General features: G+C 67.9%; 11 protein-coding genes and 1 pseudogene. 8 read left to right on the top strand and 4 right to left on the bottom strand.

The genetic code is table 11. The features are described from left to right. Positions 1-520 precede the first annotated feature (520 nt). Positions 521-1,762, bottom strand: a complete 1,242-nt coding sequence (locus OG410_RS34800; protein WP_329302705.1) for a sensor histidine kinase — start codon at positions 1,760-1,762, stop codon at positions 521-523. Then, on the bottom strand, positions 1,753-2,415 hold the full coding sequence (locus tag OG410_RS34795; protein ID WP_329302704.1) for a response regulator transcription factor: 663 nt from the start codon (positions 2,413-2,415) through the stop codon (positions 1,753-1,755). The genes OG410_RS34800 and OG410_RS34795 overlap by 10 nt, the downstream gene beginning before the upstream one ends. Before the next feature lie 183 nt (positions 2,416-2,598). On the opposite strand from OG410_RS34795, the gene OG410_RS34790 reads away from it, so the two are divergent. From OG410_RS34790 to OG410_RS34775, 4 genes and pseudogenes are all read left to right on the top strand, one after another. Then, on the top strand, positions 2,599-3,873 hold the full coding sequence (locus OG410_RS34790; protein WP_329302703.1) for an ABC transporter permease: 1,275 nt from the start codon (positions 2,599-2,601) through the stop codon (positions 3,871-3,873). A gap of 11 nt (positions 3,874-3,884) precedes the next feature. Then, positions 3,885-5,270, top strand: coding sequence for an ABC transporter permease (locus OG410_RS34785; protein ID WP_329302702.1), 1,386 nt, complete (start codon positions 3,885-3,887; stop codon positions 5,268-5,270). A gap of 5 nt (positions 5,271-5,275) precedes the next feature. Next, on the top strand, positions 5,276-5,983 hold the full coding sequence (locus OG410_RS34780; RefSeq protein ID WP_329304352.1) for an ABC transporter ATP-binding protein: 708 nt from the start codon (positions 5,276-5,278) through the stop codon (positions 5,981-5,983). Between the two features lie 137 nt (positions 5,984-6,120). After that, positions 6,121-7,230, top strand: a pseudogene (locus OG410_RS34775) (ISAzo13 family transposase); the annotation flags it as partial. Here OG410_RS34775 and OG410_RS42705 read toward each other — a convergent pair. Next, complete coding sequence (locus tag OG410_RS42705; RefSeq protein WP_443063836.1) at positions 7,230-7,550, bottom strand: hypothetical protein; 321 nt, start codon at positions 7,548-7,550, stop codon at positions 7,230-7,232. The pseudogene OG410_RS34775 and the gene OG410_RS42705 sit on opposite strands and share 1 nt — an antisense overlap. A gap of 431 nt (positions 7,551-7,981) precedes the next feature. Between OG410_RS42705 and OG410_RS34765 the strand changes: the two genes are divergently transcribed. The 4 genes from OG410_RS34765 (at position 7,982) to OG410_RS34750 (ending at position 12,958) form a co-directional block, all read left to right on the top strand. Then, the gene (locus OG410_RS34765) at positions 7,982-8,506 is read left to right on the top strand and encodes a PadR family transcriptional regulator (RefSeq protein WP_099938965.1); all 525 of its coding nucleotides are present in this window, start codon (positions 7,982-7,984) and stop codon (positions 8,504-8,506) included. After that, positions 8,503-9,195, top strand: coding sequence for an ABC transporter ATP-binding protein (locus OG410_RS34760; protein ID WP_329302701.1), 693 nt, complete (start codon positions 8,503-8,505; stop codon positions 9,193-9,195). The genes OG410_RS34765 and OG410_RS34760 overlap by 4 nt, the downstream gene beginning before the upstream one ends. Further along, positions 9,192-11,537, top strand: coding sequence for an ABC transporter permease (locus tag OG410_RS34755; RefSeq protein WP_329302700.1), 2,346 nt, complete (start codon positions 9,192-9,194; stop codon positions 11,535-11,537). Before OG410_RS34760 ends, OG410_RS34755 begins: the two co-directional genes overlap by 4 nt. A 377-nt stretch (positions 11,538-11,914) precedes the next feature. Further along, complete coding sequence (locus OG410_RS34750; protein WP_329302699.1) at positions 11,915-12,958, top strand: YihY/virulence factor BrkB family protein; 1,044 nt, start codon at positions 11,915-11,917, stop codon at positions 12,956-12,958. 651 nt (positions 12,959-13,609) lie between these two features. Here the strand turns inward: OG410_RS34750 and OG410_RS34745 are convergent. Further along, on the bottom strand, positions 13,610-15,592 hold the full coding sequence (locus tag OG410_RS34745) for an amino acid transporter (RefSeq protein WP_443063835.1): 1,983 nt from the start codon (positions 15,590-15,592) through the stop codon (positions 13,610-13,612). Positions 15,593-16,210: the final 618 nt, after the last annotated feature.

Below are 16,210 nucleotides of genomic sequence, written 5' to 3'. Positions count from 1 at the left end.
CGACAGACGAGGAACGGCAGGCATGCTCAGTCCCCCGGCTCACACACCGAGCGGTGGCTGTCCCGCAGCTACCGCGGCGTCCACGGATCGACGGTCTTCACTGGCCGCCCTGCCTCCGGCAGCACGAACGCTGCGGGCCGTTTTCTGTACAGGCAGTTCCTCCCGCACCGCAGTCGGCGCACGATCCAAGGCACTCTGATCGGCCGCCGCCACTCCGCCACCCACCACGGCGGAGCAGCCCCTTCCGATTCCCTGTGTCCTGCCGGCGTCCCGAATTCGGCACCCAGCCGCTCAGAGAGGCACCCTGCAGCCATGCTCCCGGCTGCGAGACAAGGCACCCGTGCAGGTCCGAACAGTTCGAACCGACGCCGCCAGTCACGCAGTTGAACTCATCTCTCGATCTTCCAGCGGTGGCGTCCGAGTCGTTCGGAGGACTCGATACCAGGCGGGCGATACGGGCGGGCTTCTACCGTGTGGCGGACAAGTCACTGGGGTGGCGGCGGTGTCGAGTGGTCGTGAGTCAGGTGGCGCGGAAGGTGACGCGGACGGTCAGCCCTCCGTCCTGGCCGGGGTGGGCGGTGATGTTCGCGCGGTGGGCGTCGGCGATGGATCTGGCGATGGACAGGCCCAGGCCGTGACCGGTGGTGCCGATACGGTCCTGGCCGAGGCGGCGGAAGGGCTCGAAGAGATCGGCGACCTGGTCCGGTTCGATGGTGCTGCCGGTGTTGGCGACGGTCAGGGCACGGTCGGCGAGATGGACGGTGACGGTGCCGCCGGGCCGGTTGTACTGAAGGGCGTTGTCGAGCAGGTTCGTCTGCAGGTGACGCAGCAGAGTGGGATCGCCCTCGACCCGGAGCGGCTGGTCCGCCGTCAGGGTGAGCGAGAGGTCCTTCGCCCGGGCGGCGGGCTGCAGTGCGCCGGTCAACTGGCGTGCCATCGCGGCGAGGTCGACCTCTTCGGTCTCCTGCAGGCCGCTGTCGCTGCGGGCCAGAACGAGCAGTGAGTCGATCAGTTTCTCCGCCTCGCGGTTGACGGCCAGCAGGTCCTCTCGTACATCCGCCAGTCCGTCGGGCAGGGGGTCGGCCAGTCCGACCTGCAGGCTTGTCCGCTGCACGGCCAGCGGGGTGCGCAGTTCGTGCGAGGCGTTGGTGACGAAGCGGCGCTGGCCGGCGAACGCCTTCTCCAGACGTTCGAGCATGATGTCGAAGGTGTCGGCGAGTTTGTGGAGCTCGTCGTCCGGTCCGGTGAGAGCGAGACGCTCGTGCAGGTTCTCCTCACTGATCCTGCGCGCCGCGTCCGTCACCGCCGCCACCGGCCGCAGCGCACGCCCGGCGATCCACCACCCCACGACAGAAGCGAGCAGGGTGATCAGTACCAACCCGACGCCGGACCACAGGAGCATCTGCTGCAGCGCCGCGCCCTGTACGGCGGCCACCGTCCGGTCGACCAGCTTGATGGCGATGCCGTCGGAATCGGTGCCGTGCGGGAGGGGGAGGCTCGTCCCACCCGGGGTCGTCGGGCTCACCGGCGTGGTCGTGCCCGCCGGACTCGCCACGCTGAACGGCCCCACCGGGCCGACGCCGGAGACCACATCGATGTCCCGCACCTGCTGGGTGGTCCCGTAGCGAGCCAGCACCACCACGAAGGCCAACAGCACGGCCCCCGACAGTACGAACAAGACGGCGAAGGCGGCGGCGATCCTGCCCCGGAAGGGCATCTTGCGCAGGCGGCGGCGCATACGGGCCGACCAGGTCAACGGCACAGCCGATACCCCTCACCGGCGTCCGCCACGATCACGTCCGGCAGGCCGAGTTTGCCCCGCAAGCGGCTGACGGTGGCGCGGACCGCGCTCGTGCGCGGGTCCAGGTGCTCGTCCCAGACGGAACGCACCAGCTCCCGATGTGTGACGGCCCCGCCGCGCGCCTCGACCAGCATCAGGAGCACGGCGAACTCCTTGGGCGTGAGATCGACCGCCCGGCCGTCCACGCATACTTCGTGCCGGGACAGGTCCAGAGAGATCCCCTGGTAGTGGTGGACGACCGGCGACGCCGTGGGCGTACGCCGGCTCAATGCCCGTACCCGGGCGACCAGTTCGGTGAAGTCGAAGGGCTTGGTGAGATAGTCGTCGGCTCCCAGGCGCTCCAGGCCGTAGACCCGGTCCTCGAGTGTGCCGGCCGCGGTCAGCATCAGGATCATCGGCGGATCCGCCCGTCCGCGGAGCCGGAGACAGACCGCGTCACCCGTCATCACCGGCAGATCGCGGTCGAGGACCAGCACGTCGTAGTCGGCAAGCAGGCACATCCGTTCGGCCTCGTCGCCCGATGCGGCGATGTCGACCGCCATGGACTGCCTGCGCAGGCCGGTGGCGATGGTCCGCGCCAGGATCGCGTGATCCTCGGCTACCAGAACTCTCATGCGATCAGAAGACCACGCCCGCGTTTACAGCGAGATAAACGCCGTCCGGTGCGTTCGGCCCACGAACCGTCCGGACCCGGCGCCCGATCAGCCCATCCCGGTGGGCTGACCCGGGTGCTGAGACTTTATGCGGCCGTAACAGCCTTTATGCCGCTGTGCGGGTCCGGCTGTTGTCCTGCGTCCATGAACTTCGTCAAGCGGGCTGCCTTCAGCCTGGGGGCCAGAAGAGGAAAGACCAGCCTTCTGCTCGGCATTCTCCTGGTGGTCTGCACACTGCTGCTGGGCGGCTTCCTGCTCCGGGACACGACCACCCGCCAGGAGGCCGAGGCCCAGCGGCGTATCGGCGTGGACGTCACGGTGCGCGGCGCCAAGCTGACCTCACACGCGGTCGACACGCTTGGTTCCTCCCCGGTGGTGCAGCGGTACAACCCGGTGCTGCGCGGAGTGAGCAAGCCTCCGGGGCTGCCTCTCGTGACCTCGAACCTGCCGAAACCCGGCCGGCCGGAAGGAGACAGCGACCGGGGCCAGGACGGACTGGCGGTGAACGGCATCCGTGACTCGGGGATGCTCCTCGACTTCTCCACCGGCCGTTCCACGATCGTTGCCGGTCGCGGGCTCACCTCGCAGGACAACGCCCGCAAGGTCGTTCTGGTCAGCCGGCGCCTGGCCGCGAAGAATCATCTGAAGGTCGGCGGCACCGTCCCCCTGGCCTCCCCCGACGGCAGGCACACGGACTCCTTCACCGTCGCCGGCGTGTACGAGGACTCCCGCCAGGACCCGCCCCAGTGGGTGGCGCCCAGCGAGCTGTCCGCGAACCAGGTGTACGCCCCGGCCGCCGCCCTGTCCGCGCTCGGCTTCGGAACCAGGCCCGACGAAGCCGTCTTCAAGATCCGCTCTCCTGAGCAGGCCCGGCAATTGCACACGGAAGCCGCCCGGTTGCTCGGCACCGACGGCTTCCGCTTCGACATCAACGACAAGGCGTACCGCGACCAGGTCCTGCCACTGCAGCGGGTCGGGACGTTCACCACCGCCCTGGTCTGGCTGATCACCCTGTCCGGAGCGGTGATCCTCACGCTGATCGTGACCATGACGATCAGGGACCGCCGCGACGAACTGGGCATGCTGCTCGCCCTGGGCGAGAAGAAGTGGAAACTCATCGGCCAGCACACCGTGGAGGTCGCGGCCGTCCTGCTGCCCGCCCTCGCTCTGGCAGCCCTGGCCGGCCAGTCCCTGGCCCACCACGCGGGCACCATGCTGCTGGTTCGCGAGCAGCACAGCGTCACCGCCGGCCAGAACCCCGCCGACCAGAACCCCACGGTGTCGGACATCCGCATGGACATCGGCGACCTCGGCAAGGTCGCCGCCATCGGCCTGGGCATCGCCTTGGTCGCCACCGCCGTCCCCGGCATCGGGATTCTCCGACTGCACCCGCGCTCCATCCTCACCGACACCGAATAGGCCCACCCCTCATGAACTTCATCAAACGCGCCGGCCTGAGCCTGTGGTCACGCAAAGCCAGAACCCTGATCACCCTGGGCACCTTTCTGGTCATCTGCACCATGGTGTTCGCCGGGTTCCTCATCGGAACCGCCACCGGACGCGCCGCCGACAGCGCCGAACGCCGCCTCGGCGCCGCCGTCACCCTTGGGATGGATCTCACCGGCGCGGGGGGCGGCATGCCGGGCCAGGCCCCGCAGATCGGCTCGGACGTCGTCGACAGGATCGGCGGATCCCCGCTGGTGGCCAAGTACAACTACACGTACAACGACGGAACCACGCTGCTCGGCGGCCTCGAACTCACCGGCAGCAAGCCCCTCGTGCCCGACGCGCCCGCCACCTACACCCTGGCCGCCGGCGTCCGGGACTCCTCCCTGCTCCCCGACTTCGCCAGCGGCAACTGGAAGCTGCTGTCCGGCGGGCATGTCACCGCCGCCGATCAGGACCGCAACGAGGTCCTGATCGAGGAACGGCTGGCGAGCAAGAACCACCTCGAGGCCGGCGACAGGATGACGCTGTCCGAGAACGACCCCACCGGCAAGGGCAAGGCCGTCTTCACCGTCAAGGGCATCTACCACAACCCCTCCGACCAGCCCGACCCCGACTACCAACAGGCCCCGGGCGACAAGCTGATCGTCCCGGCCGGCGCACTGGGCAGGCTCAACTCCGGCGGCAAGCAGGGCCCGACCCCCCTGCAGGGCGCGACCTTCCAGCTGAAGGACGCCGCCGCGTTCGACGCCTTCCACGCGCAGGCCGACCGTACGGCCGGGAACGCGCTGAAGGGATTCAAGCTCAGCATCAACGACAAGGCCCTGAAGCAGATGACCGGTCCCCTGGACAGTGTCGCCACCTCCGCGACCGCGGCCATGTGGCTGATCGGCATCGCCGGGGGCCTCGTCCTGGGTCTGCTTGCCACTCTCGCGGTCAAGCAGCGCCGCACGGAGTTCGGCATCCTGCTGTCCTTGGGCGAGACGAAGTGGAAGCTGGTCGCCCAGCAGTGCGTCGAGACCGTGGTCGTCGTGGTCCTCGCCATCGGTCTGAGCTCGGTGTTCTCCCAGAACTTGACTCAGAAGGCAGGCGACACGTTGCTGCACGACCAGGCCGCCTCGGCCCAGCGGAAGATCAACGCCTGGCAGCCGCCGCCCCCCGGCTCCACCGGACTGGAACAGGGCATCGACCCGAACTCCGCGCCGGTCAAGGGCGCCGACCCCATAGACAAGATCGCTGTCCGGCTGCAGCCGTCGGACGTCGCCACCGTCGCCGGTATCGGTCTGGGCATCGGTCTGCTGGCCACCGCGATTCCCGCCGCCTCCGCGCTGCGCCTCAACCCCCGCCGCATCCTCACCAAGGGCAAGTGACCGCAATGAACCAGACCGCACCCGCCGTCACGCCGCCCGCCCTGCAGTTCGCGGATGTCAGCCACATCTACCAGAACCAGCGACGCCGGACCACCGTGCTCAAGCAGATCGACCTGGCCTTCGAACGCGGCACCTTCTACACCGTCCTCGGCCCCTCGGGCAGTGGCAAGACCACGCTCCTCAGCCTGGCCAGCGGGCTGGACAGCCCCACCAAGGGAATCATTCGCTTCGACGGACAGGACCTGGCCGAACTCGGCCTGGGCCGCTACCGCAACAAGCACGCAGCCACCGTCTTCCAGCAGTACAACCTGCTCACCTATATGACGGCGCTGCAGAACGTCATCACCGCCATGGAGATCACCGGCGCCAAGCCGCCCACGGGACGGCGCAAAGCTCATGCGCTGGAACTGCTCGCCAAAGTCGGCCTCGACCCAGACATGGCCGACCGCAACGTCCTCAAACTCTCCGGCGGGCAGCAACAACGCGTCGCCATCGCCCGGGCCCTCGCCTGCGACGTGGACATCCTCTTCGCCGACGAACCGACCGGAAACCTCGACGAGGACACCGCCGACGGCATCATCGGCATCTTCCAGGAGCTGGCGCACACGCAGAACAAGTGCGTCATCGTGGTCACCCACAGCCAGACCCTCGCCGCCCGGTCCGACCGGACGCTGACACTGCGCAAGGGCAAGGTCGCCGTGGGAGCCGCCTGAGCTTCGGCTCCTACCCACCTCGGCCACGTTGCGCCCCCGCCCGCAGGAGAGGCGGGGGCGCCGACCGGCGCTCACAGCAGTAAGGGCTCGCAGAGAATCAAAGTGTTGCTTCCTGCAGTTCAGCTCGTTGGTGTGGTATGCGCATATCTGGCGAGGTCCGCGGTCAACTTGCAGTGAAGTTCGAGGTGTTGTTCCCGCATCTGGACGAGCGGCAGCGACGTCTGCTGATGGGAGCTGAGGCTCGGATCCTGGGCCACGGTGCGATCCGAGCCGTCGCCCAGGCGGCCGGGGTCAGCGCGACCACCGTCCGTAAAGGTGTGGACGAGCTGGAGGCCGGGGCGGAGCCGCTGGGCCGGGTCCGCCGTCCCGGTGGCGGGCGCAAACGGGCGGCTGAGGTTGATCCGGAGCTTCGACCTGCACTGTTGGCGCTGGTCGAGCCAGATGTGCGTGGGGATCCCATGTCGCCGCTGCGCTGGACGACGAAGTCGACACGCAAACTCGCCAGCGAGCTCACCAGGCAAGGCCACCGCGTCTCGGCGGACACTGTCGCCGACCTGCTCCGCGATGAGGGGTTCGGCCTCCAGGCCAATGTCAAGGCCATCGAGGGCGCTCAACACTCCGACCGTGATGCCCAGTTCCGTTACATCAACGACCGGGCCAAGGACCATATGGGCGCCGGTAATCCGGTGATCAGTGTGGACACGAAGAAGAAGGAGTTGGTCGGCCCATACAAGAATGAGGGTCGTGAGTGGGAGCCGAAGGGAGCTCCGGCCCAGGTCAAGACCCATGATTTCCTGGACCGGCAGGGACCGGGCAAGGCGATCCCGTACGGGATCTACGACGTCGCCGCGAACATCGGCTGGGTCAGTGTCGGCACCGACCATGACACGGCCGCGTTCGCTGTTGCCTCGATCCGTCGCTGGTGGCAAGCCCGCGGCAGTCACGACTACCCTCAGGCCGCCCGGCTGCTGATCGCCGCGGACGCGGGCGGCTCCAACGGATACCGCACCCGCGCCTGGAAGACCGAACTCGCCGCCCTGGCCGCCGAGACGGACCTGGAGATCACGGTCTGCCACATGCCGCCGGGCACCTCGAAGTGGAACAAGATCGAGCACCGGCTGTTCTCCCACATCTCCATGAACTGGCGCGGTAGGCCTCTGACCAGCCACGACGTCATCGTGAACAGCATCAAGGCGACCACTACGGAAACCGGGCTGACGGTCCACGCGGAACTCGATTCGGGCACCTAGGACACCGGCATCAAGGTCACGGACACAGACATCGACGCCCTGCCCATGCACCGCCGCTTGCGGCCGTTGACCAGCTTCCCGCCGTCGAACCCGCGGCTGTCGGAGCCGACGACGGCGTCCGCTTTGACGGACTGCGAGTCGATCACACCCGCACTCGGCTCCGCGTCGCGGCCCAGCTTCTCGCGGACCGTGGCACGCAGCCGGTCGTGGAACTCCCTGACCAGGGCGTGGTCGCGCCAGCGGCGGAAGAATGCATTGTACGAGTCCGGCGGACAGCCTGCCGATGGCTCCTCCGCCCCTGGGCCCGGGGAAGACATGGACCAACGTGAGCAGCGTGCTGTTCGCGCTGCTCCGCGACAGTACCGTCTACGAACCCACATCCCACGCCTCCCCCGCACGAGCGCACCTGGTTGGCGTGGCCGGGCCCCAACCCCACCTTCGACAGCCCGGACGACCTCGCCGAGTCGCGGACGGCCTGGTCGGCGGGCTTGACATGGTCTCCGAGGAGATGGCCGTGACGGTGCAAGGGCTCGGACCGCCGCTCTCTGCCCGACCGGCCGGGCGCCTCGCCGGTCGACCTACAGCTGTTCGAAGCGGGTCATGAGCAGTCGAGGCAGCTGACTGCCCGTTTCCGGACCGTGACGATCGGAATTCCCGGCTCCCTCACCTGCGCTGTCGTACACCCTCGCCATGAGCTACACACTCTGCGTATACACACCGCGTATACACGGCGTGTATAGTGCGGCTCATGTCCATCGGTCACACCCTTTTGGGGCTCCTGGAGTCCGGCCCGCGACACGGTTACGACCTGAAGCGGGCCTTCGATGAGACGTTCGGTCACGACCGACCGCTGCACTACGGCCAGGTCTACTCGACGATGTCCCGGCTGCTGAAGAACGGCCTCGTCGAGGTCGACGGGATCGAGGCCGGCGGCGGCCCGGAGCGCAAGCGCTACGCGATCACCGACGCTGGCATCACCGACGTAGAGCGGTGGCTCGCGACCCCGCAGAAGCCGGAGGAATACCTCCAGTCGGCCCTCTACACCAAAGTCGTCCTCGCGCTGCTCACCCACCGGGACGCCGCCGACATCCTGGACACCCAACGCTCCGAACACCTGCGCAGCATGCGCATCCTGACCGACCGCAAGCGCAAGGGCGATCTGGCGGACCAGCTGATCTGCGACCACGCCCTCTTCCACCTGGAAGCGGACCTGCGCTGGCTGGAGCTGACCGCCGCCCGACTCGACAAACTCCGTGAGGCTGTAGCTCGATGACGACTTCTCCCCCTGGTTCCCTGCTCACCGCGCAGGACCTGCGCAAGACCTATGGGCACACCCATGCCCTCGACGGCGCCGAGTTCTCCATCCACCCCGGCGAGGTCGTCGCCGTCATGGGCCCCTCCGGCTCCGGCAAGTCGACGCTGCTGCACTGCCTCGCGGCCATCCTGCCGCCCGACTCCGGGTCGATCACCTACAACGGGCGCGAGGTGACGACGATGAGCGACGCCCAGCGCAGCGCGTTACGCCGCTCCGAGTTCGGCTTCGTGTTCCAGTTCGGGCAGCTCGTGCCGGAACTGACCTGCGTGGAAAACGTCGCCCTGCCGCTCAGGCTGAACGGCACCTCCCGCAAGGAAGCCGAGCGGGCGGCGCTCGGCTGGATGGAACGCCTGGAGGTCGACGACCTGAAGGGCAAGCGGCCCGGCGAGGTCTCCGGCGGCCAGGGCCAGCGCGTCGCCGTGGCCCGCGCGCTGGTCACCGGCCCCCGGGTGCTGTTCGCCGACGAACCGACCGGCGCGCTCGACTCCTACAACGGTGAGCGCGTGATGGAACTGCTCACCGGCGCGGCCCGCTCCACCAACGCCGCCGTCGTCCTCGTCACCCACGAGACACGGGTGGCCGCCTACTCCGACCGCGAGATCGTCGTACGCGACGGCAAGTCCCGGGACATGGAGCGCGCCATATGAGTCCGCGCCAGTGGTCCAGAGACCTGGCCATGGGAGCCCGGTTCGCCGTCACCGGCGGCCGCGAGGGCTGGGTCCGAATGACGCTGACAGCGGTCGGCGTCGGCCTCGGCGTGGCTCTGCTCCTGTTGTGCACCGCGATGCCCAACGTGTTCACCTCCCGCAGCAAGGTGGAGGACGCCCGCTACACCAACACGTACTCCCAGACGGTCCTGCCCAAGGCCGACAACACTTTCCTGATCGCCGATGCCGACACCACCTGGCACGACGACGACGTCCGGGGCCGGTTCGTCGAACCCGAGGGCAGGCGGGCGCCGCTGCCCCCCGGGGTCGACCGCTTCCCGGGTAAGGGCGAGATGGTGGTCTCCCCCGCGCTCAAGGACCTGCTGGACTCGGACGACGCGAAACTGCTGCGGGAGCGCCTGCCGTACAAGATCACCGGCACGATCGGCGAGAGCGGGCTGATCGGCTCGCACGAACTGGCTTACTACGCGGGCGCCTCGGGGTTGAAGCTCACGGACTCCTCCCTGGTGACACGGCTGGCCAAGTTCGGCAAACCGGACGCGACGCCCGAGAAGAGCGACCCGGTGCTGCTGCTCATGGTCTTGGTCGTGTTCGTGGTGCTGCTGACGCCGGTCGCCGTGTTCATCGCCGCCGCCGTCCGCTTCGGCGGCGAACGCCGCGACCGCCGCCTCGCCGCGCTGCGCCTGGTCGGCTCCGACCGGGGGATGACCCGGCGGATCGCGGCGGGCGAGGCGCTGGCAGGAGCTCTGCTCGGTCTGGCCGTGGGCACCGGCTTCTTCTTGCTCGGCCGCCAGAAGCTGGGCACCGGCGAGTTGCTGGGCGTGAGCGTCTGGCCCAGCTACCTCGACCCCACTCCCGCGCTTGCCGCGCTGGTCGCGGTGGCGGTGCCGGTCGCCGCGGTGCTGGTCACGCTGCTCGCGATGCGCGGCGTGGTCGTCGAACCCCTCGGTGTCGTGCGTGCTGCCAAGCAGAGTCGCCGTCGGCTGTGGTGGCGGCTGCTGCCGACTCTGGCCGGCCTCGCGATGCTCTACCCGATGATCGGCCAAGGCCACAAGAACGGAAACTTCAACCAGTACCTCGTCATCGGCGGCGTCCTGATGTTGCTGATCGGCATCACCGCCCTGCTGCCCTGGGTCGTGGAGGCGGTCGTCGTCCGGCTCGGCAAGGGCCCGCTGTCCTGGCAGTTGGCCGTGCGACGACTGCAGTTGAGCAGCGGCACTGCCGCCCGCATGGTCAACGGCATCGCCGTGGCGGTGGCCGGGGCCATCGCGCTGCAGATGCTCTTCACGGGAACGCAGAGCCAGTACACCAAGAGCACCGGCAAGGACCCCAGCCGGGTCCAGATGCAGGTCGACTTCAGCGGCCCCAAGCCGCTGCCCGGCATCGAGCGCGAATTCACCGGCACCAAGGGGGTCCGGGCCGCGGTGGCCCTGGCCCGCTCCCAGTACGGGGACGCACGTCGCAACCCGGAGAACAGCAACGGCCTGACCGTGGGTAACTGCGCCACCCTGCGTGAACTCGCCACATTGCCCTCCTGCAAGGACGGTGACGTGTTCATCACGCGAACGCGGAGCGGTTACTCGGACCCCAGCAACGCATCCGAAATCGCCCTGGTGAAGCCCGGTCGGCAGCTCTACATCGACCCGTCGTACGACGGCGCCGAACGCCGCCTCGAGGTGCCCTGGACCGTTCCGGCAAACATTCGGGAGGTGAACGCGCGCAAGGACTCACTGCAGGACTACACCAGTCTGCTGGTCACCCCCGCCGCCCTGCCCCAAAAGGCCGCGCCCGCGGTGTTCTCGGACGGTGTCTACCTGCGTCTGGACCCGTCGGTGCCGGACTCACGGGAGTACATACGCAACGTCGTCGCCCGCATCGACCCCCTGGCACAAACCTACAGTTGGTCGGCGACCCAGGAGGACGTCAAGTACACCTCCATCCGCACCGGCCTGTTCGTCGGCTCCGCCTTTGTGCTGGCACTGATCGGCGCGAGTCTGCTGGTCTCCCAGCTGGAGCAGCTGCGCGAGCGCAGGAAGCTGCTCTCCGCGCTGGTCGCCTTCGGCACCCGGCGCCGCACGCTGACCCTGTCGGTACTGTGGCAGACGGCCCTCCCGGTCGGACTCGGCCTCGTACTGGCCACATCGGTGGGCATCACCCTTGGCTCGGCGCTGCTGAAGATGACCCGTACACCGGTGGCCATGGACTGGGCGAGCGTCCTGACCATGACCGGCGTGGGCGCGGCCGTGGTCGGCGTGGTCACGCTGCTCAGCCTGCCGCCGCTGCTGCGGATGATGCGCCCGGAAGGCCTGCGCACGGAATAACCCCTCACACATCCCCCGAAGTGGGCTCCTCCTGCCAGGAGGAGCCCACCCCTGCACGCAGGCAAGCCCGGTCGGCATCGGCACAGTCACCGTCAGGGCAACCTCGGCGCACAGCAGAATCCGCAGTCGAGGCGAGCACGCCATCAGACGGCGTCGGCCGGGAGCCTGCCGACAGCGACCAGGCAGAGTTCTGCGGCCGAACGGCTCGCTGAGTCACCCAGAGCAGGCATCGAGCATCGCGCGTGAGGGGCTGGCCTGGCCTGCCCGATCCTGCTGCCACCTTCGCCCGGTGTCTACTGTGATGACCTGGGGGTGGCCTCTGCTTTTGGCGCTTCGGATCGTCGTTCAACGCCATGAGCTGGGGTACTCGGCGGGACATGGCGAAATCAGGATGGAAAGAACAAAAAGATATCGATGTGCCGACGCCTGAGGAGGCCGGACCTGGACCCGAGGTGGAGGAGCGGGCGCCGGACACGCCGACGGAGCTGCCCCGGCGGGCGTGGGGCAAGGTGTTCACCGGGAGCCTGCGGGAGTTCAAGAAGGACGAGTTGGCCGACCGGGCGGCGGCGTTGACGTACTACGGGGTCCTCGCCTTGTTCCCGGCCCTGCTGGTCCTGGTCTCCCTGCTGGGCATCACCGGCAGGTCGACCACGGACAAGGTGCTGAACAATCTCAGACAGCTCACTCCCGGCCCGGCCCGCGACATCATCACCCGCGCTGTGGAGCAGCTGCAGGGCAACGCAGGCACCGGCAGCATCGTGGCGATCGTCGCTCTGGTGGTGGCGGTGTGGTCGGCCTCCGGTTATGTCGCGGCGTTCATCCGTGCCGCGAACGCCATCTACGACATGCCGGAGGGACGTCCGGTGTGGAAGATCCTGCCAGTGCGTGTCGGTGTGACGGTTGTCCTGATGGTTTTGGCTGTGGTCAGTGCGCTGATCGTGGTCTTCACCGGTGGCGTGGCCCGCCAGGTGGGCACGGCGCTGGGGGTCGGGGACACCGCGCTGACGGTGTGGTCGATCGCCAAGTGGCCGGTCCTGGTCGTGCTGGTCACTGTGATGATCGCGATCCTGTACTGGGCGAGCCCGAACGCGAAGGTGAAGGGCTTCAAGTGGATCACTCCGGGCAGTTTCCTGGCCCTGGTGATCTGGATGATCGCCTCCGCCGGATTCGCGTTCTACGTGGCCAACTTCGCGTCGTACAACAAGACCTACGGCACCATGGCGGGCGTCATCGTCTTCCTGGTGTGGCTGTGGATCAGCAACCTGGCCATCCTCCTCGGCCTGGAATTCGATGCCGAGGCAGTACGCCAGCGAGCCATCGCCGGCGGGCTCCCGCCCGGGACCGAGCCCTACACCCAGCCCCGCGACACCCGGAAATGGGACGAGGACGACCTACGCCGCCTCGACGAAGGAGAAGAATGACTGTTGAATGCTGGGCGATACGTATCGCATCATCTGGGATATCCGCATCTCATGAGCGCTCCATGATCGCCGAACTCGACGAACGCGAGCGGCGCATCATCCCCATGCGGTTCATCGACGAACTTGCCCAGGCCCAGATCGGCGAACCTCGGCGCCTCCCGACTGTGCGTCTCCCGCCTGCTCAACCACACCGTCACCAAACTGCGCGAAGGCATGCTCACCCCCAACAAACCACACCCGCCCACAGCGAACCGGCGGCGTTCGCCACCCCTCGCACGTTGGCGAACAGCGCCGGTTCTACAGCATCGAGATGGTGGCCGTCGGCTGGCTCTGCCGGACGGCGGGTGGGTCAGCGGCGGCAGCCCACGCCGGAGGCGCAGTAGGCAGGCGACGCGAACTGGTCCTCCATCCGTTTGGAGTTGGCCTTACGGCCGAAAGAACTGCCGACCAGTCGCGCACGCGCCCGAGGACAGCGACGCCGTGGGCTCATCCCCTGTATCGGCTTCGATCACGCTGCCCTGGTAGCCGAGCACATGCCCTCCTGGCACCGTGATCTGCAGGCCCACTCACAATGAACAGCGGGCTGACGCTCTCCGGCGCGAGAGCGGGAACAGGTCTGGCCAGCTCGAATCACGAAGTACGGCCGCGAGTTCAGCCGCCGACGTGGATGCCTGGGCGGCGGTCAGGGTCGGGTTCGTTGCTGCGGATGATTTCGCGGGTGACGGGAGCGGTGTCGCCGCGGCCCAGGAGGAAGTAACGGAACATGTGCAGCAAGGGACTTCCTTCGGCCCACGCGAAGTAGCAGTGCGGCTGAACCCCGGTGGCGTTGCGCAGGGCGAGCAGGATCGCCGCAATGGCGTTCGGAGCGGCCGGGGCCTCGGCCCGCAGGATTCGGTGACCGTCCACCTCGACGCCCCGGACGCTGAGGGTTTCGCTGAAGTCGGACGGATCGACCACGTCGATTTCCAGGAACAGCACGTCGGCAAGGCCGGGTACGGGGTTGGTGCCGCGCTGCTCCCGCTCTTTATGGGCGTACTCGGCGCTGTCGCCGGTCTGTCGTCGGTTGGCGATGATGTTGATGGCGTTGTCGTGCGCGAGGGTGTCGGTGATGAACCTGCGGGCTTCGTCGTCGAACACGAGCCGGTCAGCGCGCAGTTCGGTGGTGCGTGAGACCCGGGAGATCAGCGACACGGCGATGATGCCGGCGATGAACATGCCCGAGATGGTGATGCCGTCGGGCTTGTCGACGATGTTGGCCATCAGCGCGTAGGACAGGACGGCGGTGAGGAGCGCGAATCCTGTACCGGCCACGCGCCGACGGCTGCGGACGACCGAGACCGTGACGGCGAACGCTCCGGAGACCATCATGGCCAGGATGCCGGTGGCGTAGGCGCCGGCCTGTGCGTCGACATCGGCATCGAACGCGATGGTGATAATGATGCAGAGAGCGGTGTAGACGATGACGACAGGGCGTACCGCGCGTCCCCATTCCGGGGCCATGCCGTAGTCGGGCAGATATCTGGGCACGATGTTGATCAGCCCTGCCATCGCGGACGCTCCCGCGAACCACAGGATCAGGATGGTGCTGATGTCGTAGGCGGTGCCGAACACTTCGCCGACCTTCTCGTGCGCCAGCCAGGCCAGCGCCCGGCCGTTCGCCTGGCCACCGGACTCGAACTCCTTGTGCGGGATGAGGACAGTGGTCACGAAACTCGCGGCCAACAGGTAGACGCTCATGACGAGCGCGGCGGTGGTCAACAGCCGCCGGGTGTTGCGGATCCGTGACTGCTTCTGCTGCTCGGGATCGCTGCCTTCCGCGGATATGAGAGGCATCATGCTCACGCCCGTCTCGAAACCGGAAAGGCCCAGCACCAGCAGGGGAAACGCCAGGAGTGCGGGCCCTGCCAGATCTCCGAGACCGCCTCCGCCGTCGCCGAGGGCGTCCGTCCACGCCGAGAACGCGCCCGGCGTGGTGAAGACGTCCACCAGACCGACGCCGATGACAGCCGCGTTGAGCGCCAGGAAGGCCACGACCAGGGGGATGGCCACCTTGACCGCTTCGCTGAACCCGAGCAGGAACACCCCGCCGAGTACCACCAGCAGCGCCACGGTGAGAGCGACCTCGTGGCCGTGCAGCGCATGCGGGAAGTAGGGGTTCTCCACCACATGCACGGAAGCGTCCGCCGTTGACAAGGTGATCGTGATGATCCACGAAGTGGCGACGAAACCGAGCAGGACCAGGACGAACAGTTTGCCCCGCCAGAACGGCAGCAGATCCTCCAGCATCGCCACCGACCCTGCTCCGTGGGGGCTCTCACGAGTCACCCGCCGGTACATCGGCAGCATCCCCACCAGGGTCAGCGCCACGATCAACAGCGTCGCCAAGGGCGAGACCGCTCCTGCCGCGAGGGCGGCGATCGCCGGGACGTAGGCCAGGCTGGAGAAGTAGTCGACCCCGGTCAGGCACATCACCTTCCACCAGGCGTGGTGCTCGGTGTGTCCCTCGCCTGCCGCTGGTCCGATCGGTTGCACCCGGTGATGCAGCAGCCATTGCGCAAAGCGTCCGGTCGGCTGGGCCCGTAGAGCGGGACTTTCCACCTCTGCCGGTATGACCGGTTCGTTCGCGACCTTCATGTCCCCCATCAGTCCTTCCAGTTCGTGCCCTCGGTACACCCGTCCCGGTTCACGGCACGGACAGGCGAGCAACGAGTATGCGGCCCCACCGGAAGTGTCACGACCACCGGGGCGGCGTTGCCGACCGTGGTGATGGCGCCCTTGTTCCCCGTAGCCGGCTCGCTACCCGCCCGGTCGGGCAGTGCCAGCAACAGCGGAAACAGCGTGATGGCCGAAGGGTTGGGCGCAGGGAGACACGTCAACGATGGTTGGCGGGTGATCGCCGCCAGGGGGCGCAGTCCGTCAAGGGCACCGAGACCGTCTCCAAGGCCAGTCACGGCTTCGGCACGGGGAAGAAGGATCAAACGGACGCAACAGAAACAGAGCACGTAGGCTACAAGCCGAACTCACAAGGACCCCGTCCACTTGGACCGGCCAGCCTTCGCGCTTCTTCGTGGGCGACCAGGAGCTGCGACTCTGCTCACGCTGCGTCGGTGACCGCCTCCTCGCCACGGCGAAATACTGAAGAAGGACACTGGCGGGCTGCCGAGCCTGCCGGAGCTGTACAGGGATTGCGACGCGGACAAGCCCGCGGCCGCCGCACTCGTCCGCTTCTTCACCGCCGACGTAGCCACGACC

This window comes from Streptomyces sp. NBC_00659, from assembly GCF_036226925.1.
In the GTDB taxonomy this organism is placed as follows: Bacteria; Actinomycetota; Actinomycetes; order Streptomycetales; family Streptomycetaceae; genus Streptomyces.
Note: the sequence above shows the minus strand (reverse complement) of the source record. Positions and strands in the feature narration are given on the sequence as shown.